Annotated in this window: 21 protein-coding genes; 10 read left to right on the top strand and 11 right to left on the bottom strand. The window is 51.7% G+C overall.

Translation table 11 applies throughout. The features are described 5' to 3' along the window. Positions 1-276: 276 nt before the first annotated feature. Both Q397_RS0104005 and cimA read right to left on the bottom strand, forming a co-directional pair. Entirely contained in the window at positions 277-1,089 is an 813-nt protein-coding gene (locus Q397_RS0104005; protein WP_028878309.1) for an RNA methyltransferase, read from the bottom strand. After that, complete coding sequence (gene cimA / locus Q397_RS0104000; RefSeq protein ID WP_028878308.1) at positions 1,076-2,686, bottom strand: citramalate synthase; 1,611 nt, start codon at positions 2,684-2,686, stop codon at positions 1,076-1,078. The genes Q397_RS0104005 and cimA overlap by 14 nt, the downstream gene beginning before the upstream one ends. A 186-nt stretch (positions 2,687-2,872) precedes the next feature. Here cimA and Q397_RS21000 point away from each other — a divergent pair, with 186 nt between their 5' ends. The 4 genes from Q397_RS21000 to Q397_RS0103980 all read left to right on the top strand — a co-directional run bounded on the left by Q397_RS21000 (position 2,873) and on the right by Q397_RS0103980 (position 7,360). After that, the gene (locus tag Q397_RS21000; protein ID WP_205618792.1) at positions 2,873-3,394 is read left to right on the top strand and encodes a hypothetical protein; all 522 of its coding nucleotides are present in this window, start codon (positions 2,873-2,875) and stop codon (positions 3,392-3,394) included. An 85-nt stretch (positions 3,395-3,479) separates the two neighbouring features. Continuing rightward, entirely contained in the window at positions 3,480-5,432 is a 1,953-nt protein-coding gene (locus tag Q397_RS23845; RefSeq protein ID WP_051609690.1) for an adenylate/guanylate cyclase domain-containing protein, read from the top strand. A gap of 48 nt (positions 5,433-5,480) precedes the next feature. After that, complete coding sequence (locus tag Q397_RS20990) at positions 5,481-6,329, top strand: formate dehydrogenase accessory sulfurtransferase FdhD (protein ID WP_051609689.1); 849 nt, start codon at positions 5,481-5,483, stop codon at positions 6,327-6,329. Further along, complete coding sequence (locus Q397_RS0103980; protein WP_028878307.1) at positions 6,326-7,360, top strand: AbrB family transcriptional regulator; 1,035 nt, start codon at positions 6,326-6,328, stop codon at positions 7,358-7,360. The genes Q397_RS20990 and Q397_RS0103980 overlap by 4 nt, the downstream gene beginning before the upstream one ends. Before the next feature lie 53 nt (positions 7,361-7,413). Here Q397_RS0103980 and nhaC read toward each other — a convergent pair whose 3' ends face one another. Continuing rightward, on the bottom strand, positions 7,414-8,934 hold the full coding sequence (nhaC, locus tag Q397_RS20985; protein ID WP_051609688.1) for a Na+/H+ antiporter NhaC: 1,521 nt from the start codon (positions 8,932-8,934) through the stop codon (positions 7,414-7,416). 209 nt (positions 8,935-9,143) lie between these two features. Here nhaC and Q397_RS0103970 point away from each other — a divergent pair, with 209 nt between their 5' ends. Further along, positions 9,144-9,611, top strand: coding sequence for an Lrp/AsnC family transcriptional regulator (locus tag Q397_RS0103970; protein ID WP_038012826.1), 468 nt, complete (start codon positions 9,144-9,146; stop codon positions 9,609-9,611). A 101-nt stretch (positions 9,612-9,712) separates the two neighbouring features. Continuing rightward, complete coding sequence (locus Q397_RS0103965) at positions 9,713-10,579, top strand: TPR end-of-group domain-containing protein (protein WP_051609687.1); 867 nt, start codon at positions 9,713-9,715, stop codon at positions 10,577-10,579. A gap of 38 nt (positions 10,580-10,617) precedes the next feature. Here the strand turns inward: Q397_RS0103965 and Q397_RS0103960 are convergent, their stop codons facing one another. The 5 genes from Q397_RS0103960 to Q397_RS23840 are packed head-to-tail and all read right to left on the bottom strand — an operon-like array spanning position 10,618 to position 14,474. Continuing rightward, positions 10,618-11,901: an adenylate/guanylate cyclase domain-containing protein gene (locus Q397_RS0103960; RefSeq protein WP_028878304.1), complete on the bottom strand. Its 1,284-nt coding sequence runs from the start codon at positions 11,899-11,901 to the stop codon at positions 10,618-10,620. Then, a complete protein-coding gene (locus Q397_RS20980) occupies positions 11,876-12,406 on the bottom strand; it encodes a helix-turn-helix transcriptional regulator (RefSeq protein ID WP_169737968.1) in 531 nt (176 codons plus the stop codon). The genes Q397_RS0103960 and Q397_RS20980 overlap by 26 nt, the downstream gene beginning before the upstream one ends. A gap of 48 nt (positions 12,407-12,454) precedes the next feature. Continuing rightward, entirely contained in the window at positions 12,455-12,928 is a 474-nt protein-coding gene (locus Q397_RS0103950) for a diheme cytochrome c (protein ID WP_051609685.1), read from the bottom strand. A gap of 21 nt (positions 12,929-12,949) precedes the next feature. Continuing rightward, on the bottom strand, positions 12,950-13,357 hold the full coding sequence (locus Q397_RS0103945; RefSeq protein WP_028878302.1) for a DUF1924 domain-containing protein: 408 nt from the start codon (positions 13,355-13,357) through the stop codon (positions 12,950-12,952). Beyond that, complete coding sequence (locus Q397_RS23840) at positions 13,350-14,474, bottom strand: cytochrome b/b6 domain-containing protein (RefSeq protein WP_084148924.1); 1,125 nt, start codon at positions 14,472-14,474, stop codon at positions 13,350-13,352. The genes Q397_RS0103945 and Q397_RS23840 overlap by 8 nt, the downstream gene beginning before the upstream one ends. A 200-nt stretch (positions 14,475-14,674) precedes the next feature. Between Q397_RS23840 and Q397_RS0103935 the strand changes: the two genes are divergently transcribed. Further along, complete coding sequence (locus Q397_RS0103935; RefSeq protein ID WP_028878301.1) at positions 14,675-15,016, top strand: tRNA-binding protein; 342 nt, start codon at positions 14,675-14,677, stop codon at positions 15,014-15,016. Here the strand turns inward: Q397_RS0103935 and fghA are convergent. Together fghA and Q397_RS0103925 are read right to left on the bottom strand one after the other, a co-directional pair. After that, positions 15,013-15,861: an S-formylglutathione hydrolase gene (gene fghA, locus Q397_RS0103930; protein ID WP_028878300.1), complete on the bottom strand. Its 849-nt coding sequence runs from the start codon at positions 15,859-15,861 to the stop codon at positions 15,013-15,015. The two genes, Q397_RS0103935 and fghA, sit on opposite strands and share 4 nt — an antisense overlap. A gap of 45 nt (positions 15,862-15,906) precedes the next feature. After that, entirely contained in the window at positions 15,907-17,019 is a 1,113-nt protein-coding gene (locus Q397_RS0103925; RefSeq protein ID WP_205618793.1) for an S-(hydroxymethyl)glutathione dehydrogenase/class III alcohol dehydrogenase, read from the bottom strand. 101 nt (positions 17,020-17,120) lie between these two features. Between Q397_RS0103925 and Q397_RS0103920 the strand changes: the two genes are divergently transcribed. Continuing rightward, positions 17,121-17,993 carry a LysR substrate-binding domain-containing protein gene (locus Q397_RS0103920; RefSeq protein WP_028878298.1) on the top strand — a complete coding sequence of 291 codons (873 nt, stop codon included), beginning with the start codon at positions 17,121-17,123 and terminating at the stop codon, positions 17,991-17,993. A gap of 2 nt (positions 17,994-17,995) precedes the next feature. Here the strand turns inward: Q397_RS0103920 and Q397_RS0103915 are convergent, their stop codons facing one another. Then, positions 17,996-18,421: a MarR family winged helix-turn-helix transcriptional regulator gene (locus Q397_RS0103915; RefSeq protein ID WP_028878297.1), complete on the bottom strand. Its 426-nt coding sequence runs from the start codon at positions 18,419-18,421 to the stop codon at positions 17,996-17,998. 129 nt (positions 18,422-18,550) lie between these two features. On the opposite strand from Q397_RS0103915, the gene Q397_RS20970 reads away from it, so the two are divergent. Then, positions 18,551-20,242, top strand: coding sequence for a SulP family inorganic anion transporter (locus tag Q397_RS20970; RefSeq protein WP_051609702.1), 1,692 nt, complete (start codon positions 18,551-18,553; stop codon positions 20,240-20,242). A gap of 66 nt (positions 20,243-20,308) precedes the next feature. Next, a complete protein-coding gene (locus Q397_RS0103905; protein WP_028878296.1) occupies positions 20,309-22,462 on the top strand; it encodes an intermembrane phospholipid transport YdbH family protein in 2,154 nt (717 codons plus the stop codon). The last annotated feature ends 5 nt before the right edge of the window (positions 22,463-22,467 follow it).

Below are 22,467 nucleotides of genomic sequence, written 5' to 3'. Positions count from 1 at the left end.
TTATTGTTTTTTAAACCGACATTTGCGCCGTTTTTAAAACAACTAAAAGCAATTCAGATGCCAACCCTACAAGTTGAGAGACAAGTTTATGGAAACAAATAGGTTTCCTCCATAGGCAAAGAGATTATTTTTTAGGCAGCACTTAATGCGAGTTTATTTTTTGAGCATAATTCACCCCAGAATGATGCTTTTTTGTGCATCGCACCATTTAATTCATCCTATCCGCGCGACATGCCAAAAAAAATCCCCCGCAACACTCTGCGAGGGATCATCTTCCTAGTCGTCTTTCCCTTTACCCGGTCCACCGCCGCGCCCCGTGGACAAAAAGGCGACAATGCCGCGCAGGGTCTGGACTTCCTGCCAGGTCAGTTCGATCCGGGCAAAAATATTGCGGATGTTACGGACCATATTGGGCCGTTTTTCCTCGATCCGCAAAAAACCGGATTTATCGAGCGCGTCTTCCAGATGTTCGTAAAAGCCGATGACTTCTTCTTTCGTCGCGGGACGGGCAGATTTGCTTCTGCTTTTATGCACGTAACGCCCTTCGGTATCGTCGTTCATGGTGAACCACTCATACCCGATAATCAACACAGCCTGCGCCAAGTTGAGCGAGGCAAAGGCCGGATTAAGCGGCAAATGCAGGATCGCATCACACAAGGCCACATCATCATTGGTCAAGCCCTTGGCTTCTTTGCCAAACAGAATGCCGATTTTGCGTCCTGTTGGTGATAGCTCCACCGCTTCGGTTGCGGCTTGACGCGGCGTGACCATCGGCTTCACCATGTCACGCACCCGCGCGGTCGTGGCATAGACTGTTTCCAGATCCGCCACTGCCTCCTTAGTGGAGGTATAGAAACGTGCACGGTCCAATACCATGGTTGCGCCGGAACTCGCTTTCTCCGCCTTCGCGCGGTCCCAACCTTCGCGTGGGTTGACAATGCGCAGATCAATCAGACCACAGTTGAGCATGGCGCGCGCGACCATACCGATATTTTCCCCCAATTGAGGTTCCACCAGAATGATCGCCGGTGCATCTTCCCGACAAAATTCCGCCGCTTCGGATTTACGTCTGCGATCAGTTCCCGCCATGAGCCTTAACACCTGATTTGTAGAGTTTGTAGATCAAGCTATCGCGCAAGGCTTCATAGGCTGCATCGATGATGTTGGAAGACATCCCCACAGTCGTCCAGGTATTGCCTTCATCATCCGCACTTTCAATCATCACCCGTGTAATCGCACCGGTTGCCTGATCGCCATTGAGGATACGCACCTTAAAGTCAACCAGATGCAAGTTGGCAAGCACCGGATAAAACGGCAGCAGAATTTTGCGCAGCGCCGCATCCAGCGCATTAACCGGACCGTTGCCTTCTGCCACATCCATTTTACGTTCCCCCCCGATATACAGCTTAACGGTGGTTTCCGACATGGTGGATTTCAGCACATGGGATCTATCCCAACTGCGCTCATCGATGACACGGAAGCTTTCTAATCGGAAATATTCCGGCACATTTTCCAGCTTGCGACGCGCCAGCAATTCAAAGGACGCATCAGCACCATCATAGGAATAGCCGTTGCTTTCCAGTTCTTTAATTTCATCCAGCAGGGCGTTGACCTTCGGGTCTTTGCTATCTACTTCCACACCCACTTCGCGGAACTTGGCAACAAGGTTGGATCGGCCCGCCTGATTGGACATGATGATCGTGCGTTGGTTGCCGACACTTTCCGGCTCCACATGTTCATAACAGCTTGGGTCTTTTTCAATCGCCGACACGTGCAGTCCGCCCTTATGGGCAAACGCAGATTCCCCCACATAAGCTGCATTGCGCGAGGGGGCGCGGTTTAAGCGTTCGTCCAACATCCGTGACACATGGACCAAACGTGTCAAACCTTCCTCGCTCACGCCCGTTTCATACCCCATCTTCAACATCAAAGATGGCAGGATGGAGATGAGGTTGGCATTGCCGCAGCGTTCGCCAAGGCCGTTCAAGGTTCCTTGGATTTGGCGCACACCGGCACGCACAGCCGCCAAAGAGTTGGCAACCGCATTGCCCGTATCGTCATGACAGTGAATGCCCAGATGGGTGCCCGGGATCACTTTCGCAACTTCGGTAACGATCTTTTCAATTTCATCCGGCAGGGTGCCGCCGTTGGTGTCGCACATGACAATCCAGCGCGCCCCCGCATCATAGGCAGCTTTACAGCACTGCATGGCAAATTCCGGGTTCGCCTTGTAGCCGTCAAAGAAATGCTCGGCATCAAACATGGCTTCCCCGGCTTTTTCTTTTACATAGGCAATAGAGTCCCCGATCATGGCGACATTTTCAGATCGTTCGATCTCAAGGGCAACATCGACTTGAAAGTCCCAGCTTTTGCCCACCAGCGTGACGGTTTTCACGCCCGTATTCACAAGACCGTTCAGGCCCGGATCATTGTCTGCACTGCGCCCTGGTCGGCGCGTCATGCCAAACGCGGACAGAACCGCCTTTTTCAGTTTAGGTGGTTTGGCGAAAAACGCATCATCCGTCGGATTTGCACCCGGCCAGCCGCCTTCAACGTAATCAATACCCAAACGATCCAGTTCAATGGCAATCGCTGCTTTATCCGCAGCAGAAAAGTCCACACCCTGGGTCTGTGCGCCATCGCGCAGCGTGCTATCATAAAGATAGACTCTTTTATCGTTTGTCATTGGTTTCAATCCGTCAAATTCAAATAGGTCGGGGAGAATACAAATATTCTGACCGTCTTCTCAAGCTTTCCTTACTTATTTCTATGTTTTTTCGATATTGCCTTTCAATATGATGTATATTTTTGTATCAATAACGAAACCTATGGTAATAATCTTATAACAAAAATAAAAGTAAGAGGAACAAACGTGGAAGAGGGCATCAGCCCCGAGTATGAAGCTTTTCAGGAAAAAGCGCGGGGTACCAATATCAATTCAAAGACGTTGCTGGCGACCGATTATCTGAACCATTTCAACGAAGTGGTTATGATGATCGACATGTTGCCGGACATGCCTGATTGTCTGGATATGGTGAAAGAATGGGAACCTAAACCCTACAAAGATCACTTTCGCGACAGTACAATTGCCGATAAAGACCTCGCCGTTGAAGCCTACGACCATGTAAAGCCGGCTTATAAAAAAGCCTTTGAAGAAACCATCGCCCAAGTGGACCTCGCCATCTTTCAAGCCGTCGCCGATGCGGAAGAAGCCATCGGGACCGGTGATGCGGAATACCTGCGTTTCAAGATCAGCGAATCGGCGCAGGGTATCCATAGGCTAACCGAACATTTAAGCGCGATTATCCATGGCACAGCCGACCTCAGCGGCCCAGATAGCCAAAAAGAAGAAGTCGTCATGGATCAAGACGACATCGACGCCTTGTTTGATTGATCTTTTTTAAACTATCTGCGAAGACCCTCTTTCCAAAGATGAATTCTTGAGCCATCTTATAGGGATAGAAAGAGGATACACCCCTATGGGCACACACGAAAACCAGACGTACGAAGTCCACGTCCATACCAATGGGCGATGGCACGTTCATGCCCGGTTTCCGTTTCATCAACGCCCCCTCGCCATCCGTGAAGCCCAACAGCTCGATGAGGAGCAGACAGGACAGCCCGTCCGCATCGTGCTGGAAGAATATAATCCCGAGACTGGCCGCCACAACGAGATTGTGATCTATCGCAATCGCGTTGAACCCGCCGTAAAACCGAAAGTGCGCGCGCGGCGCGGCAACAGCTGGGCCGATATCGCCGTCTCCGCCGATGGGCGGGTCGGATACGTGAATGACAAGGCCCAAGACACTTTTGAAGATCCCTTCTCGGAATATGAACGCCCAAAAGCCCATGTGGGCGTCGGCATGTTTCTTGCCATCATCTCCACCATCATCGTGATCGGCCTTGGTGCCGGGGGGGCGGCCGCGGCGATGCTCGCCCTGTTGATGGAAGGCTTTGACGTCACCATGGCAGACAAACTGCGCAAGGCCATGCTGGTGGGCATGTTTATTGTCGTCTTCCTGATCGCGTGCCTGTCTTCTATCAGTTATTACACCCAACGTTTTGATCTCAACCCATTTAAGAAAAAGCACAAAACACCTGCACCTCAACCTGTCACCAAAATCTCGCAGGAGATGCAGAAGGCGGCTGCCGAGATTGATAAAATGCCTGTCCTCGTTGTCGAAAAAACCAACCCTGAAGAGAAAGAAAAAGAAGAAACCTTCAGCATTTTCGACAATATCGGCAATCTGGAAATTACCCAACCCGATGACACCATCGCGTTCTCCGAAAAGGCCGAAGAACAAAAGATGCTGATGGTCAATTTCCTCGGCACCTGTCTGGGCGCACTGAAAGGCCCGAACGCCAAAGCAGAAAACCTCAACCGTTTTGGCTTAAACCTGTTTATGACCGGTGCCGTATCACGTCTTGCCAGGGACAACAAACTGACTGACGACGAATTTGACGTCATCCTGCGCCGTATCCTTGAAATGCTGGGGGCAAAACCCGATCAGGCTGAACGGTTTGCCCTTGAGTTTGAAAAGCATCTCGACGACCCCCGCCATCAAACCCTCTTTGACAGCAGCGGTGATATTGTCCAACGCTTTAAAAACGGGGATCGATCCGCCCCGTTGCAAATCCGCGAGACCATCGAAAGCTGGGTCAACTGGAAAAACGAAGCCGAGCTTGCGATCAATCCCAACCTGCTGATCATCATGTTTACAGATATGGTTGGGTCCACCGACCTTGCCTCCAAACATGGGGATTACGCGGCCCAAGAAGTCCTAAAGGCCCATGACCTGATTGTGCGCACCGCCTTGACCAACTTTGATGGGAGAGAGATCAAGCATCTGGGCGACGGGATCATGGCCTCTTTTAAAGACCACGACAAAGCCATCCAAGCTGCCATCGAAATTCAAAAACGTGTCGATGGCAATAACAGTTCAGCACCGGAATTTCCGCTTCATGTCCGCATCGGCCTCAACGCGGGCGAACCCATTAAGAAAGACAATGACCTGTTTGGCAACGCTGTTCAGCTTGCCGCACGCATTTGCGATAATGCAGCAAGTGACTGCATCAACCTGTCACAAGACCTGAAAAATCTGTTCGGGGAAAAACCGGCCTATACCTTTGCCCCCCTCGGTGCGCAAATGCTGAAAGGCTTTGAGGAAGCGCAAAACCTCTACATTCTGGATTGGAAAGCGCCCCTGATCACCTATCCGGCCGAGACCCCAGTCCCTGCGCCGATCCCAGTTGAAGGCACCCCGGAAAACAACAAGGTTGAACTGGTCGCAACAGAAGGGATCGCCCCGGATATGGCTGCACAAAAACCGGTGAAGCAAATTCGGGAAGATCCAAACTTCGCCAGAGGCATGGTGCTTACCCCCAAAAAGACACCATCGGCACAGCCCGACCCCGATAAAAAAACAACCTGAGTCCGCCCCCCGCCCAAACCGCCGCCCTGAAAGACAAGTCAGCAGATCATGACCAGCCTCCCCCCAGATGGGTTTCTCGTCAAGCCCGACCCTGATGGTATCGACACCACCGAACATATTGTCGGGCTGGACCAGTTGGGTGAAGTTCAGACCCAGTGCGTGATTGAAGAACATCCCTTAACCATCTTCCTCAACAACCGCGAGATTGTCACCTTGATGACCATCCGCGACTATCCGGAAATGTTGAGCGTCGGCTATCTGGTCAATCAGCAGATGCTTAAAGATTGCGATATCATTACTGATATTGAATATGATGCAGAAATTGATGTCTGCGTTGTGCGCACCCACCAAACCACAGCCTACGAACATCGCCTGAAACGTAAGGTCTTAACATCAGGTTGCGGCATGGGGACCCTCTTTGGCGATATTATGGATACCCTCTCGGTCCCCGACCAGATTAATGCACAAACCCTCGCGGCAAGTGCCATTATCCGCGCTTTAAAAACGATCAAAGACACCCCGAGCCTGTATCAAAAGGCAGGAAGCATCCATGCCTGTGTTGTCTGTCATGCCGATCAGCCCCTGATCTATATGGAAGATGTCGGGCGCCATAATGCACTGGATAAAATCGCGGGCTATATTCATCTGCACAAACCTGACATCCCCGCCCCCTATCTATACACGACGGGTCGGTTGACCTCCGAAATGGTGATTAAGTCCTTAAGCATGAATATCCCTGTTGTAATCTCGCGCTCCGGTGCGACCCATTGGGCGATCAAGCTTGCCAAACAATATGGTCAGACGCTCATCACACGGGCACGCGGCAAACGCTTTCAAGTCCTCAGTTGCCCGGAACGCCTTATCTTTGATTTGCCTGCACAAGGATCAGCATCGTGATCACAAGCCTGTCTCGTTTTGTCCTGTCCATCCTGATCGGCGCGGTCGGCGGTTATATCTTTTATATCCTGCATTTCCCGTTGCCGTGGTTACTGGGTGCACTTTGTTCCACACTCGTTGCCAGCATGGCCGGCGCACCGATTGATGTTTCAAATGGCATTCGCAATCTGGTTATTGTCATCATCGGGCTGGTCCTCGGCAGTACCTTTACACCAGACATCCTAAAGCATATCCCTGACTGGATCCCCACCCTGTCAGCCGCCGTCATCTATGTGGCAGTGGTGACATTTATCGCCCAGCTTTATTGTCGCAAAGTCGCCGGGATGGATGCCGTCACGGCTCTTTTCTCCGGCCTCCCCGGTGGCCTGTCAGAAATGATCATTCTGGGGGAAGAAGCGGGCGCGGACGTTAAAAAAATCACGCTTGCCCATGCGGTGCGCGTGGTCGGGGTGTTGCTTTTTATCCCGTTTTTACTGACCTACGGCTTTCATCTGGAACAGGTAGTGGATACCCATGTGCCCCAATACTGGCACCTGCCGGATGCGCTCCTGCTTGTTGCCTGCGGGATCGTGGGGATGTATGGGGCGAAGCTGATCCGCCTGCCCGCCTATCGGTTGACCGGCCCGCTGATCCTGAGTTCAATTGTCTATCTCAACGGGATCATTGTCACGGAACCACCCGAATGGGCCTCCCTCATCATTCAATTGATCCTTGGCAGTTCCATCGGCTCACGCTTTTATGGCACCACCTACAAAGAGATTGTGACCGTCGTTGCCCATGCCTTCGGCATGATTGTCGTCATGCTGGCCGTGACCTTTGCCAGCGCCTATGTCATCGCCTACCTGACAGGGTTCTCCTATACCGCTCTGATCCTCGCTCTCTCCCCCGGTGGCTTTGCGGAAATGGCGCTTGCCGCCCTCTCCATGGGGATTGACCCGGCTTTTGTCACCACCCATCACGCCATGCGGCTGTTTGCCATCGTGTTCGTCACGCCCTTTATCATCAAACTGATCGCCCGGCGCAAAAAATAGCGGCTGCCCTTTTAAAGCAGCCGCTATCTCTTCGTCATCGTCGTTAGACAAACCTAACGCGTTGCAGGGGCTACACGGGGGCTAGACGGTTTCATATCATCATCCAGATCGGCGACAATCTCACCCATTTTCGCCCAATACTCCTCTTCCTCGGCACTGACCCGCGGGGAGAAAATACCCATCTGGGCATAAACGATCCCGATCACGGGGGCCAGCCAGCACGCAAAGGCCAACGGAATATACAGCAGGTTTTCCACCTGTCCGTCTGCAATCCCCAGACCCAACGCACTGATCACAAACGCCCCGCCCGCATTCCACGGAATCAACGGCGAAATCAGTGTGCCCCCTTCTTCAATGGCACGCGACAGGTTGAGGGTGGAATATCGCATGGCCCGATAGACCGGCGCATACATGCGACCCGGCAAGGCAATGGATAGATAAGGATCACCCGCCACAAGGTTGGTGGCAACCGATGTGCACACCGCCGTTGTCTGCACACCTGCAAAGCTTTTCACCTTTGTCATGATGGATTGGATGATCGTTTCCAGACAGCCCGTCTTTTCCAACGCGCCGCCAAAACCAAGGGCGATCAACACCAATGAAATGGTCCACATCATGGACTGAATGCCGCCACGGTTCAGCAAGCTATCAATTTCCTTAATGCCGGTATCAATGGAATAACCACTGTTACCGTAAGTAAACAGATCGTGGATACTGACCCCTTGTGCGAACATCGCGGCGAGACCACCGGCAAGAACACCCGCAAACAAGGACGGGATCGGCGGCATCCGTTTCACCGCCAGCACAATCACCAACAACGCAGGCAACAACAACCATGCGGAGATGGTAAAGTTTGTTTGCAGCGATCCGGTAATTTTCTGGATACGTTCAAACGATCCCCCATCCCCATCAATCAGGGAAAAGCCCGCCACCAGATACACTGCCAACGCCACCAGCATTGCCGGGATGGTCGTCGGCATCATGTTTTTGATGTGAGAAAACACATCCGTGCCTGTCACCGCGGGGGCCAGATTTGTTGTATCGGACAAGGGCGACACCTTATCGCCAAAAAATGCACCGGACACCACAGCGCCTGCTGTCCAGTAAACCGGGATGCCAAACCCGGCACCGATCCCCATGAGCGCCAGACCAACAGTCCCGACCGTGCCCCATGATGTCCCCAGAGACAGAGACACGACGGAACACAAGATCATCGCCGCAGCCAAAAAGATCTCAGGTGTTAAAATCGTCAATCCATAATAAATCAGGGTCGGCACAGTGCCACTGGCAATCCAGACACCAATAATCATGCCCACACAAATCAAAACGGAAACCGAAGGCAAAGACACGTGGATCACATGAAACACGCCTTCTTCAACGTCTTTCCATTTAAATCCAAGCTTGATGCCGACCAGCCCTGTAATCGCAAGACCAATCGCCAACGGTATGTGAGGTGTAAAATCACCAAAGTAAAATAATTGAATTCCCAGAACGATCAGCGTCAGGATGACCGGCAATACAGCCAATCCCAACGACGGACGCGGCAAGGCCGCGGTATCTGTCGTATCAGTCATACATCTCTCCATGTTAGATGCTGGGCATCCCTGTGTGGAAGGCATTTTCTCTAAATTGTCATCACAGGGGAGCCAATCTGTCCCACCATCAGTCTTTATCCAGCCTTCTAGTCACTAGTTTCAGGCATTTTTACTAGGTAATGGCTCTATTATTTGGTATTAATATAAACTATTGACTACCTAATGTTGAATTTATAGGAAATATTACTATGGCCCTTGATGTGATTGACCAGAAGATCCTGCGCGAACTGCAAAATCACGGGCGCATGCCCATGGTCGAACTTGCAGAGCGCGTAAACCTGACAAAAACCCCCTGCACGCAACGGGTCCACCGTCTGGAAGATGCGGGAATTATCCGCGGCTACCGCGCCGACCTTGATCCTGCCAAACTGGATGCGGGCCGTGTGATGGTGGTGATGGTAACCATGGACAAAACCAGCGACGATGCCCTTGAACGCTTTAACGAAGCGGTGCGCTACATCCCGGAAATTCAGGGCTGCTACATGGTGGCGGGGAACTTTGATTACCTGCTTAAAGTGCGCACCAAAAACGTCGAGGAATATCGTTCTGTACTGGGTTATAAGATCGGGCAGCTTCCCAACGTCTTACAGACCCATTCCTTTTTGGTGATGGAACTGGTGAAGGATGAATTTAACGTTCCCATCCCCATCGACTAAGCACTGCCCATTGGTAAAAAATAATCTTAATGACAGTCGCGGCTAAAATGTGAACACTAGGGACAGAAGCCCGTCCCCATTCATAATCAAAGAGTTCCCCCATGCGACGCACAGCTTTTCTGACTTTCGGTTGCCTGCTCCTCCTTCTCCTTGCAGCACCGTTCTCCCATGCGGCAGAAGAGCCTGCACCCAAACGCACCAACCTGCCGCCCTTGATGGAACGCTACATTCTGGATGAATTGAAAAGCATGCGCACCGACTTTGAACGCCTGCGCAGTGACACCCGCGTCGACATCAGCGAAAAAGAAGTCCGCCTTGCCAGTAAGGCCATGGAATATTCGACCAATACAGTCACCTTCTTTTTCTACGTCTTTGCTATTGTTGGTGCGGGCTTGGCTTTGCTCGGTTGGCGATCTTTTTCAGACATGCGCAAATCCATTCGCTCCATTGCGGAACAGGAACTCAAGCGGCTCAGTAAAGAATATGAGACCCGCCTGACCAAGCTGGAGACCGAACTGAAAGAAAAAGGCACGATCATTCTGGACAACCAGCATGAGATTGAAAAAACACAGAAAATCCATGCGCTCTGGCTGCAGGCCAACCAAACACCTGATGCCCGTACCAAGATTGCCATCTACGAACAAATTTTGGAACTTGATCCGGGTGACTATGAAACAATGGCCTACAAAGCTGATGCGGCCCTGCAGCTTGGGGATCGTGAATGGGCACTGAGCCTGTGTAACCGCATCTTGGAAGAACAGGACGATTACGCCCTCGCCTTCTATTTCCGTGCCTGTGCCTATGCGGGTCTGGATAATGTGGAAGAGGCGCTTAACGATCTCACCAAAGCCTTGGAACATTCCCCCGGCTTGATTGAACAGGCCGTTGATGAGGAAGATTTCGAAAGTCTGCAAGATCACGAAGATTTCAAGAACCTGCTAAGCGCGCGCAGTACATCGGCAGAGTAAGCCCGCAAAACCGGTCGGGCGTCCCCTGCCGGTTTTTTCTATTCCCTGATCCGCACGATACGTAAAGAACGATCACGCCCTTTCACCGACACTTCTTCCTCGTCGCCATGAGAGTTGACCCCGGCTTGTGATGCACTTGCCACATCCATTACAATCTCGCCTTCCGCTGCGCAGGAACAAAGGCGCGATGCCACATTGACCGTATCACCGATGACCGTAAAATCCATTCGATTTGCGGCCCCCACAGTGCCCACAACCACTTCCCCCGTAAAGATGCCAATACCAACCCCTTTAGGTAGACCAAGCACTTTCAACTGTGCCTGTGCCCTTTGCGCGGCGGCTAAAGCTCTGGCTTGTGCGTCTGGCCCTTGGAAGTGCGCAAGGACAGCATCCCCGATCATTTTATCCACATCACCCTGCTGATCACGCACCGCGTCAATCACCGCCCCAAGAGATTGATTGAGGAAGGAAACAACCGTTTCCGGCGTTTCCTTCTCGCAAAATTCGGTAAATCCGCGCACATCGGAAAAAAGGATTGTTGCGTTGATCCGGCGTGAGTCAACACGCCCTTTCCCCGCCGAGGAACGCAGAGACTGAACAGCCTCCAGTGACACCAGCTTTTCCAACCTTTCACGAAAGTCAGATAAAAGGTCGGTGCGGTAATCAATGTCCGCTTGCGCACGCCCGACGACTTTTCTCATGCCGACCCCCAGCAGGATCAGTACCAAAACAGGGACAAGCGTTGCCGGAATAACAATCTGCCACACAAGCGCATTCAAGTAATCAACAGGTTCATACAGTTCCATCACCACAGCCTGGGAAGAACCGGAAACCGGCACATATAGTTCATAGAGTTTCGGGCCATCGGGCAATTGCTTTTCCACCAGACTGCGTTGTCCAGTTGCCGCTTTCTGATAGGCTAAACTTGGATCAAACTGCCCGATCTCTTCTTCTTCACTGGAATAAAGCAGCAAGCCACCTTTTCCGTATATTTTCAGATGTGACAGGCCAAGTTCTTTCACTTCCCCGCGCAAGGTCTTTAACAATGCCTGACCTTGCGGCGTTTCAAATAAAGCCTGCGGAGCCCGTGTTTGCTGAAGGTCCCGCCAAACTTCCTCGTTCACTTCTTGTAAAGCACGGGCAATGATTTCGGCGCGATTTTGCGAGACTTCCAGATAGATGCTCTTGATGATCCGTGTGCTACCCGCACTCATGACACCGGCAATAAGCACGGTCAGCAGGATCAACAGAGGTACAATAAAGACATTAAACTTCCGTCGTAACGGATACGGGCTTTCAAACGCTTTCAGGTCTGTTTTCATGCAGGATCGTCTCCCCCGACAATAAATCTTCCACGAAAAAGGCGACCAATTCGCTGCGCCCTTTCAGGTTTGCTTTCTGATAAATGGAACTGGTCTGGCTTTTGACCGTCCCGATCTTGGTTGCGCGCAGGTCCGCAATCTCCTGCGTGGACATGCCTTTGATCAACAAAAAAGCCACCTCTTTTTCCGACGGGGACAAGCCCCAACCGACAAAATGTTTTTGGATCACATGATAAAGCTCACCAGAAGCCGTCTCCACGACCTCTTCTGCCTGACGGTGTCGCTTTAACAGGCGGATAATCTGCAGTCCGATGACACCTAATGAAAAAGCCAGTGTTACAACGGCAACAAACTCGATCTGATCATGGTCAAACCATGTGGTATCAATATCTATACGAAAAAAATCCGCATAAATATCCATCAAAAAGAAAACCTCGCACACCGCGATAATCACAAACGAGGCAATCAGCCCGCGGACTTCAAAACGGTTTTTCTTTGATGACACGACCATTCCCCCCACTGTTCAGCTTTGCCCACCATAAGGCCAATCCCCTCAATCGTCATCATAATACCCACGCTCAGCATCACGATGGCAGGCTTGGCAGTTTGTTTTGCTTTTCACCTTCGGATCAGACCAGGCCCAGACCGGAACTTCTTTTTTATGTTCGCGAACCCAGTAGGGCAATTCGGTAATCCGCATCGGTGTCTCGTTGTCCCTTACACCGCGCATCATTTTACCACCGAACCATCCTGAATCCGCTGCATTGTCGGTTAAATAGGCACGCACATGCTGCAAGGTAGCTTCATCAAGGCTCGCATCTTCCCCAAAATGGTTTTCCAACCCATCCATGATTTTTTGCCAGGATCGCTTGGGCAACATCTGCGGCTGAAAGGCCATATGACAGCTGCCACATTCTTTCTTTACAACCTCATCCTGCACGGGGCGATAGCGCTCATCGGCGTGTGCTGCTGTACCAATCAATGATGTCAGTGTCAGTGCAAAAAAAATCTTTTTATAAGAACCCATCTTCCTCACCTTTCTCTTCCCTTATTGTGTCTTCATAAATGTGATGAAATCACCTTTTTCCTGCGGGCTGCATTCCCGGCCCAAGACGGATTTGCAATTGCGCCGGAACCACTTTTCCACCTTCTTCACGTCCTGAAAGCGATCCGGGGTTTGCGACAGGGCCATCGGGGCAATGGTCTTGCCTGCCCGCGTGCGCCCTGCCTGCGTGGGATTGCCCATGTGGCACGTGGTGCAAGACGGTGTTTCCGCCTTACCAGTGGCGTGATCTTTTAAATAAAACGCCTGCCCCCGTTCTGCGGAAAAACCACTAAAGGACGGATCCGCGGCACGGGCCTGCGCCTCATATTCCGGCAAGATCGTATCGGCCTGCACAGGCCCCGCAAAGGCAACGGTCCCCAGCCCAAGGGCGACAATAAACGGCTTAATCATATTTTATTCCTTTCGGGAGTTTGATCGACGCATCATCAAAGCGTCCGGTTTCCGCATCTTTATGGCACGCAATACAATTGATCTTGGACCCCACCGCCGGATGGCGGAAATCTGCGTCCTTGAAGTCATCATGCTTTTTTTGCCAAAAACGGGTGTCGGTGATCCGCAAGCTTGGGGTGTTGATCCGACCGATTTTATGGGCGGCTTCGGTATCAAAATTCAGGGCGTTGTTGTCTTTTAAATAGGTTCTGACCGTTTGGGCCACTTCATCAGACAAGCTTGCATCTTCCCCATAATGATCCTCCAACCCCTGCATCAGTTGATCCCACGCCGATTGGGTACGCAGGCTTGGGTGATAGGCCATGTGACATTCCCCGCAGGCTTGCTTATAGATCTGGTCCAGCGCCGCCACTTCATTCGCACGGCTGGCGGAATTGATCCAATAGGTCAAACCGAAAGCGATCACCGTAAACAGAACGATGCCGATCACACTATGCTTTAGACCTGCTGTTGATTTACCCGACGGCACCACCTGCTTTTCACCCGTCAGCATGGCGCGGATGAGATCGTGCTTAAAGATCACGGTTTCCACCAGCACACCCGCCAAATGCACCCCGATGAGGCCCATCAGGATATTGGCGAAGATCTCATGCACGTCTTCCACGCCCTTACCGACGCCGTAGCTGATAACGCTGGCCAGTGGGCCATTATTTTCCTGCCCGCCCCACACAACAAAGCCACTGACCACAAGCCCGATCAAGGTTGTCAGCAACAAGACAATCATCCATGCCCCAACAGGGGTGTGGCCTTCTTTGGGGTCAGAGCGACCTCTCAACAGATCAAACAAATGAGTGCGCACACCACCGATCGATAAGGGAAAGCTGTTGAAACGACTGTAGTAGCTGCCAACAAATCCCCAGATCAGGCGAAACAGCAACAGGGCCGTCAGAGCGTAGCCTGCCCAGACATGGACATCCAGCCACCAGTCTTCGAAAAGATAGCCTGTCACGGCCGCGACACAGACCACCAGAACCATGGCCCAATGAAAGAGTCTTAACGGTAAGTCCCAAATAAGAACGGACGTAACCGATTGTTCTGACTGTTGAAGGGGACGCATTTTCGTATCTCCGCTTTTCTGCGTTTTGATACAGTCAAACTGCGGGGTTTATGCCGGGTTTACAATCAACCCTGCGCCTAATTCACCGCTTTATAACTTTGGTTTATGCGAGATTTTCTGCCAATTTTGCGCATAAGCCTTTTGACGCCTGCTTTTTTTGCGCTAGGCTGCCCGAAGATTTAAAGAAGCGGAAAAACAAAATGAAAAAAGATCAAATTATCTATGATGACTTTGCAAAAATCGAATTGCGCGTCGGTCAGATCATCACGGTGAAGGAGTTCCCGCGCGCACGAAATCCCTCGTATAAAGTCGAGGTCGATTTTGGGGAGGATTTGGGCACCCGTTGGTCCAGTGCCCAAATCACCAGCTACACCATGGAAGAACTGGTGGGCAAACGCGTCATCTGTACCGTCAATTTCCCGCCACGCAACATTGCGGGCTTCCAGTCTGAAGTTCTGATCATGGGCGCGGAAAATGCAGACGGGGACGTTAAATTGTTGGGGATGGACGCCGAAGTTCCCCTCGGCGCCGAGGTCTATTAACCCAAGTGTTGCGCATGGAAACGCAGGTGGTCTTCGATAAAGCTGCTGATAAAATAGTAGCTATGGTCATAGCCCGCCTGCATCCGAAGGGTGATCGGATAGCCGGCTTCTTCTGCGGCTTTGACAAGATTTTCCGGCTTTAGTTCTTTCTCCAGAAAATCATCATTGTCACCTTGGTCCACCAAAATCGGCAACTGGGTCTCAGCTTTGCGGATCAATTCACAGGCATCATAGTCCTGCCAATCCGCTTTATTGTCCCCCAGATAATTGGTGAAGGCTTTTTGCCCCCATGGACATTTGATCGGGTTTACAATCGGGCTAAAGGCCGTGACGGAACGATAGCGATCGGTATTTTTAAGCGCGATGGTCAAGGCCCCATGCCCGCCCATGGAATGGCCACTGATCGCCCGTTCCCCTGTTACCGGAAACGTCGCTTCGATCAAGTCCGGCAGTTCCGTGACGATATAGTCATACATGCGGTAATGTTTGGACCATGGCTCTTGGGTCGCGTTCAGGTAAAATCCGGCACCCAGTCCAAAGTCATACGCACCTTGTGCATCATCGGGGACACCTTCACCGCGCGGGCTGGTGTCTGGGGCAACGATAGCAAAGCCCAATTCGGCAGCAACGCGCAAGGCACCGGCTTTTTGCATAAAGTTTTCATCGGTGCAGGTCAGGCCTGACAGCCAATAAACAACGGGCACTTTGTGATCGGCTGCGGCTTGGGGCGGCAGAAAGATCGCAAAACGCATGTTGCAGCTCAAGACCTCAGAGGCATGGACATATTGTTTGTGCCAACCGCCAAAGCTTTTGTTGCTGCTGATATTTTCCAAAGATTGGGTCATAGGGTCATGGCCCCTCCCTCCAAACGGATCAAGGGGCCATCCTTCTTATTTATAGTGAATGACGCTGCGGATACTTTTGCCTTCGTGCATCAGGTCAAACGCATCGTTGATCTGCTCAAGGTTCATGGTGTGGGTAATAAAGTCGTTCAACTTAAACTCACCCGCTAAATAACGTTCCACATAATCCGGCAATTCAGAACGGCCTTTCACGCCGCCAAAGGCCGTCCCACGCCAAACGCGCCCTGTCACCAACTGGAACGGACGGGTAGAAATTTCTTGGCCCGCACCGGCGACACCGATGATCACGGACTCGCCCCAACCTTTGTGGCAGCATTCCAGCGCAGAACGCATCACGTCCACATTGCCGATACATTCGAAGGAATAATCCACCCCGCCGTCTGTTAACTCGACAATCACCTCTTGGATCGGCTTGTCATAGTTTTTCGGATTGATGCAATCGGTCGCCCCCAACTGACGGGCCAGATCAAATTTACTTTCATTAATATCGATCGCGATAATACGGCTGGCCTTCGCCATCGTCGCGCCAATGACCGCAGACAGACCAATACCACCCATGCCGAAGATCGCAACCGTTGCGCCTTCTTCGACTTTGGCCGTGTTCATGACCGCACCCATACCTGTTGTGACGCCACAGCCCAACAGACAGACTTCTTCTAAAGGTGCTTCCGGATTCACCTTCGCCAGCGAAATTTCCGGCAGGACCGTATATTCAGAGAAAGTGGACGTGCCCATATAGTGATAGATCGGCTGACCATCTTTAAAGAAACGGGTTGTCCCGTCCGGCATCAAACCTTTGCCCTGTGTTTCACGAATTTTTTGACACAGGTTGGTTTTACCGGATTTACAGAACTTACATTCACCACATTCCGGTGTGTACAGCGGAATCACGTGATCGCCGACTTTGACGCTGGTGACGCCTTCACCGACCTGCTCAACAATCCCGCCGCCTTCATGGCCCAAAATCGCGGGGAAAATCCCTTCCGGGTCATCACCGGACAAGGTAAAAGCATCAGTGTGACACACACCCGTTGCCACCAGTTTGACCAACACTTCGCCTTTTTGCGGCGGCATAACCTCAATCTCTTCAATGGACAGTGGTTCACCTGCGGCCCAGGCAACAGCGGCTTTACATTTAATCATCGTCTTCTCCAAAGGAATATTTTCTAGAAGACAGTATAATTAATTCTCAAATCCATATAATATCGCATTTGGTAAAACATTTTTTACATATGGTAACAATGAACAAATGGGAAGGGGTGACCGAATTTGTCACCGTTGCCGAACATGGCAGTTTCACCAAAGCAGCCCAGCAGCTTAAAGTCTCGGTGGCGCATATCAGCCGTCAAGTCAGCGCCCTTGAAGGTCGACTGGATGCGATCCTGTTTTATCGCACCACCCGCCGTGTCAGCCTGACCGAACTGGGCGAGATTTATTACCAACGCTGCCGCCCCCTGCTCGAAGCCCTCGATGAAGCGGAAGATGCGATCTCTGACATGCAGGAAACCGCCAAGGGACGCTTACGCCTCACTGCCCCTGTTGCGTTTGGGGAACTTAAGATCGTGCCGATCCTCAACAGCCTTCTCGCCGACTTCCCCGATCTGGACCTTGACCTCAACCTGACCAACCGACAGCTTGATCTGGTCAGCGAAGGCTTAGACCTTGCCATCCGTGTCGGGCATATGGAATCCAGCCGCCTGAAAGCCAAAAAACTGAGTGAGCGTCACCTGATCACCTGCGCGTCGCCCGCCTATCTTAAAACCTATGGGGAACCCTATAGCCTGTCGGAACTCGCCCATCACAGTTGCCTGCTGGGGACATTGGATTACTGGCGTTATCGGGAAAGCGGGCAGGCCACAAACGTCAAAGTAACCGGGCGCATGCGCTGCAACAACGGCCCCGCCCTTGTCGAAGCCTGCCTTGCCGGATTCGGGATCGTGCAACTGCCCGACTATTATGTCGCAGACGCGCTACAGGACGGCAAGCTGACCCCTCTCCTCAGCCGCTTTGCCCCAGTTAGTGAAGGCGTCTGGGCCGTCTACCCCCAAAACCGCCACCTATCGCCCAAAGTCCGCCTTGTCGTCGACTATATGGCAAAACATCTGAGCGGATAACCTCACACCAGATTTTTGCGGATCACCAGCAGCAGGTTTAAAAACTCTTCCTGTTCTTTGGCATTTAGGCCACGTAGGGCTTCGGTGCTGACGTCATTTGAAATGGCTTTTAGGTCTTCCAGCACGGGGCGGGCTTCTTCTTTGATGTACACGCGGACAATCCGGCGGTCTTTTTCATCGCCTTTGCGGTAGATGAAATTGCGATCTTCCATTCGGCGCACCAGCCGCGCAATGGCGGAGCCATCGACGCCCAGTTCCTTCGCAAGTTCGGTCTGGGTCATGCCATTGCGTTTTTCCAGCAGGGACAGGGCCAGCCACTTGATGCGGGTCAGCTTATAGGGCTGGACCTTTTTATCAATGAGCACTTTCAAACGGTTGGCCACGTCATGCAAAACAACGGCGATGGCTTGCTCGTCACTATCAAACATTTGTTTCTCGCCTCTTGAAATATCATATCGAAGGATTGCAACAATAATTGACATAGCAATAGTTGATATGTCAATTATTGAATACACATGTCTTCCCAATCTTCCCACCCCGTCCTGGAGGGACCGTTGTTGAGTAAAAACAGTTGGCACTTATTTGTACCAAAAACATATGTACTATTGCGGCAAGGCTACACCGCAGCCCATCTCAAGCAGGACGTCTTTGCCGGGCTGACGGTTGCCATTGTCGCCCTGCCCCTATCGATGGCATTGGCGATTGCGTCCGGCACCACACCCGACAAAGGATTGATCACCGCCATTGTCGCCGGACTTTTGATTTCTCTCCTCGGCGGCAGTCGCTATCAGATCGGCGGACCGACGGGCGCATTTGTGGTTGTTGTCTTCAATGTGATTGCCCAATTTGGCTATAACGGGCTGGTCCTTGCCACCTTGATGGCAGGTGGCATGTTGGTGCTGGCGGGGCTATGTCGCCTTGGCACCTACATCAAATATATCCCCGATCCGGTGGTCACCGGCTTTACCAGTGGCATTGCCTTGCTGATCTTTACAGGCCAGATCAACGACTTTTTAGGGCTGCATCTGGATAACCTGCCCGCTGACTTTTTAGGGAAAATCACCGCCCTTGCGCAAAACCTGCACAAGATTGAAAGCCATGTGATCTATATTTCCCTCCTCAGCTTGCTTTTGATCCTTTTCCTCAGACGCCTCGCGCCCAAATGGCCGGGTTTTCTCATCGCGATTGTCGCCATGAGCCTGCTTGTCTGGTCTTTTGATCTATCCGTTGAGACCATTGGCTCAAAATTTGGGGAGATGCCCAGCAGTCTGCCGGCCCCCATGCTGCCCGACCTAAGCTTTGACTTGGTCAAACAACTCTTCCCCTCCGCCCTCACCATCGCTTTTTTGGCAGGGATTGAATCGCTGCTGTCCGCGGTTGTGGCAGATGGGATGACCGGGACACGCCATCGATCAAACTGTGAACTGGTCGCCCAAGGGGTTGCAAACTTTGCGTCGGCCCTGTTTGGCGGCATGCCGGCAACGGGGGCCATTGCGCGCACGGCAACCAATATTCGCGCCGGTGCTTACTCCCCCCTATCGGGGATCATCCATGCGGTGGCTTTATTGTTGGTCGTATTACTGTTTGCCCCGCTTGCCGCCTATATTCCCCTTGCCTGCCTAAGTGCCATCTTGATGATCGTCGCTTGGAATATGAGTGAGGCTCACAAGGTTATTCATCATTTTAAAGCCCCCATCGGGGATCAGGTCGTGCTGTGGACCACCCTGTTATTGACCGTGTTTGTTGACCTGAACCTCGCCATACAGGTGGGCTTTGTCTTTTCCGCCGTGCTGTTTATGCACAAAATGGCAGAAGCCGTGAAAGTCCAGACCCATCATGATCTGCTGGCCGAAGATATAGATGATCTAGTTGATCCCACCACAACACACCCCCGCCAGACTTTGCCGGAAGGTGTCCTGAGCTATCATTTTAACGGGCCGTTCTTTTTTGGTGCGGCGCAAGGGTTACTCGACAGGCTCACCCGCACAGGCACACCGCCCAATGTGGTGATCCTGAATATGCGCGACGTGCCGTTTATCGATTCCAGTGGCAGTAATGCCCTGTCCATCTTTATTCGACAGGCCTCCAAGTCCGGCGTGTGGTTACTGATCACGGGGTGCACGCCCGCCGTTAAAAAGACTCTCGAAAAGATGAACGCCCTGTCCCAAATGCCCCATGTGCAATTTTATGATCACTATCGCGAGGCAGTCCACGCAGCCCTCCCCCTCAACAGCCAGCGCCTGAACTAAATTGACAGCTCCCGCTTTCTGCGACACACTCAGCCAACGGTGTGAAACGGAAAGCTGGCATCCCTTATGGCCTTGAAAGTAAAAGAGCGACGATCAAAAATTCTGCTGACGCTCAGCCTCGGCCTGCTGCTTTTATCCCTCGTTTTGGGCGGCCTTTACCTGAAAAGGGTCGATCTCGCCTACCCGCTGATCGCCCATTTTGCGCAAAAGTTCAATCTGCCCGTCCCGGCTTTGCGCATTGAAGAGATTGGACTCACAGAAACCACCCTGCATGACGTCAAGCTGGGCGAAGAACTCTCGCTCAAAAAAGTCTATGTGCGCTATTCCCTTTTTGATCTGATCAATCAACAAATCGGGGAAATTGTCGTCGATGACCTGTTCATCGATGCCAGTCATTATGAAGAAGGCGTCCTTGGCACCTTGCAGGAGATGTTTACATCCGGTGACACATCACAAACAGCAACCACCACGTCAACGCCGCTGCCAGAAATCACCATAAACAATGCCCGTATCGTCTACAACACCGATCAACTGTCTGCACACAGTACGCTGACGTTACACATCCCGACCGTGGGAAAACCAACCTTTCGCGCTCAGGCCAACATAAAAAGCCCCTTTGCCCGCCTTGATCAACTCACCCTAACAGGTGAGGCCAGCCCAACCTTTGACAAAGTAGACTTTCAAATCACCGATGGACGCATCGAAGATCAAAGCAAAAGCTATCTGATCCCCGCCTTGCACCTCACCGCAGAAGGCACACTCACCCCACAGAACGTCGAAGCAACCTTTAACCTGAAAGATAAGGCAGAAAAGCTCAACATTATGATGGAAACCACTGCCGATTTCGCGCAGGCGGTTGCCTCACTGGCTATTCAAGTCCCCTTGTTAACCTTCACCCCTTCAGGGCTGCAACCTGCCGATCTCTCCCCATTTGCGCAGTTACCCTCTCCACTGGACGCATCCGTCAGCAGCGTGGCCAACATACTGATCAATGCCGAAAATATCGTTGCTTTTGGCGATTTAAATATTACAAGCCAAAACCTCCCCCTTGACATCCCCGCCCTGCAAACCCTTTCAACAAAGGGCAAAGCCTCCTTTCAGTATGATCATAAAGACCAGCGCCTGACCGTCACCAGCAATGATCTACGTTTAAGCGACAAACATGCAAAAAAGCGCTTTGAGGACCTTACCTTCAAGCTCGTAACCCGCCTTGAACAAAACGAGATCCATAACGCGACCCAAATCGCGCTGCAAAGTAAGCCCAACGCGCCGCTTTTGCTGATTGAAGGAACCTACAATCCCAGCGTCGATGTAGGACAAGCCAGCGTCAACACGCCGGTGATCAATTGGGGAACCGACTTTAAGGGAAAAGACCTTTCCCCCCTTTTAAAAGACCTGACCCAACTGACTGGACAGACCCGTGCGTCCAGTACATTAAACTGGCGAAAGGGTAAACTGGACAGCAACCTGCACCTGACATTCGACAACTTCACCATCGCTAACGACCTGTTTACGATGGAAAACCTTGATACCGACCTGTTTTTCCCCTCCCTTTTCCCACCGAAGACAGCAAAATCACAAAAAATAGAGATCGATGCCGTCAAATCCGTGGTCGATTTGCTCAATCCGCGGCTAAAGTTCTCCCTCTCCCCCAAAAAAGCGCAGTTGCAAGAAGTCACAGCCGGGTTCCTTGGCGGGACATTGTCGATCAAGGATGCCCGTTTCCCCTTTGGGGCAGATCGACAAACGGCAGTATTGATGATGAAACAACTCGCCCTTGCCGAATTCTTTAAACTCAGCGGTGTTGATGGGCTGACAGGGACAGGACGCCTCAGCGGGGAAATCCCCTTCACCTTCGTTAATGACGATGTGGAAATCGACAATGCGGTCCTTGCCAGCGAAGAAAGTGGCGTACTGCGTTTTAACTCCCAAGCGGCAAAAGACATGCTCGGCAGTGCAGGTGAACAGATGGCCTTGGTGTTGGATGTACTTGCGAATTTTCATTACAAATCGCTAAGTCTCAAGATCAATCGCAAACTGGGCCAGAACGCGGTTTTAACCATGGGACTGGAAGGCCATAATCCAGACGTGAAAGACGGTTACCCCTTTAAACTCAACATTAATTTAGAAACCAATCTGAATAAAATCCTTGCTACCGTGCGCGAAGGCTACCGCTTGTCAAGTCAGGCTATTCGCTTTACCATAGGTCTAGATAAATAATCCTT

It is taken from the genome of Terasakiella pusilla DSM 6293, assembly GCF_000688235.1.
GTDB classification, from domain to species: domain Bacteria; phylum Pseudomonadota; class Alphaproteobacteria; order Rhodospirillales; family Terasakiellaceae; genus Terasakiella; species Terasakiella pusilla.
The sequence above is the reverse complement of the archived record's forward strand: the minus strand, read 5'-3'. Positions and strand labels throughout refer to the sequence as shown.

Bases quoted from the DNA above. Each gene is read 5' to 3' on its own strand.
- Q397_RS0104005 (WP_028878309.1), bottom strand. From the start codon at position 1,089: ATGGCGGGAACTGATCGCAGACGTAAATCCGAAGCGGCGGAATTTTGT.
- cimA (WP_028878308.1), bottom strand. From the start codon at position 2,686: ATGACAAACGATAAAAGAGTCTATCTTTATGATAGCACGCTGCGCGAT.
- Q397_RS23845 (WP_051609690.1), top strand. From the start codon at position 3,480: ATGGGCACACACGAAAACCAGACGTACGAAGTCCACGTCCATACCAAT.
- Q397_RS20990 (WP_051609689.1), top strand. From the start codon at position 5,481: ATGACCAGCCTCCCCCCAGATGGGTTTCTCGTCAAGCCCGACCCTGAT.
- nhaC (WP_051609688.1), bottom strand. From the start codon at position 8,934: ATGACTGATACGACAGATACCGCGGCCTTGCCGCGTCCGTCGTTGGGA.
- Q397_RS0103970 (WP_038012826.1), top strand. From the start codon at position 9,144: ATGGCCCTTGATGTGATTGACCAGAAGATCCTGCGCGAACTGCAAAAT.
- Q397_RS0103965 (WP_051609687.1), top strand. From the start codon at position 9,713: ATGCGACGCACAGCTTTTCTGACTTTCGGTTGCCTGCTCCTCCTTCTC.
- Q397_RS0103960 (WP_028878304.1), bottom strand. From the start codon at position 11,901: ATGAAAACAGACCTGAAAGCGTTTGAAAGCCCGTATCCGTTACGACGG.
- Q397_RS0103950 (WP_051609685.1), bottom strand. From the start codon at position 12,928: ATGGGTTCTTATAAAAAGATTTTTTTTGCACTGACACTGACATCATTG.
- Q397_RS0103945 (WP_028878302.1), bottom strand. From the start codon at position 13,357: ATGATTAAGCCGTTTATTGTCGCCCTTGGGCTGGGGACCGTTGCCTTT.
- Q397_RS23840 (WP_084148924.1), bottom strand. From the start codon at position 14,474: ATGCGTCCCCTTCAACAGTCAGAACAATCGGTTACGTCCGTTCTTATT.
- Q397_RS0103935 (WP_028878301.1), top strand. From the start codon at position 14,675: ATGAAAAAAGATCAAATTATCTATGATGACTTTGCAAAAATCGAATTG.
- fghA (WP_028878300.1), bottom strand. From the start codon at position 15,861: ATGACCCAATCTTTGGAAAATATCAGCAGCAACAAAAGCTTTGGCGGT.
- Q397_RS0103920 (WP_028878298.1), top strand. From the start codon at position 17,121: ATGAACAAATGGGAAGGGGTGACCGAATTTGTCACCGTTGCCGAACAT.
- Q397_RS0103915 (WP_028878297.1), bottom strand. From the start codon at position 18,421: ATGTTTGATAGTGACGAGCAAGCCATCGCCGTTGTTTTGCATGACGTG.
- Q397_RS0103905 (WP_028878296.1), top strand. From the start codon at position 20,309: ATGGCCTTGAAAGTAAAAGAGCGACGATCAAAAATTCTGCTGACGCTC.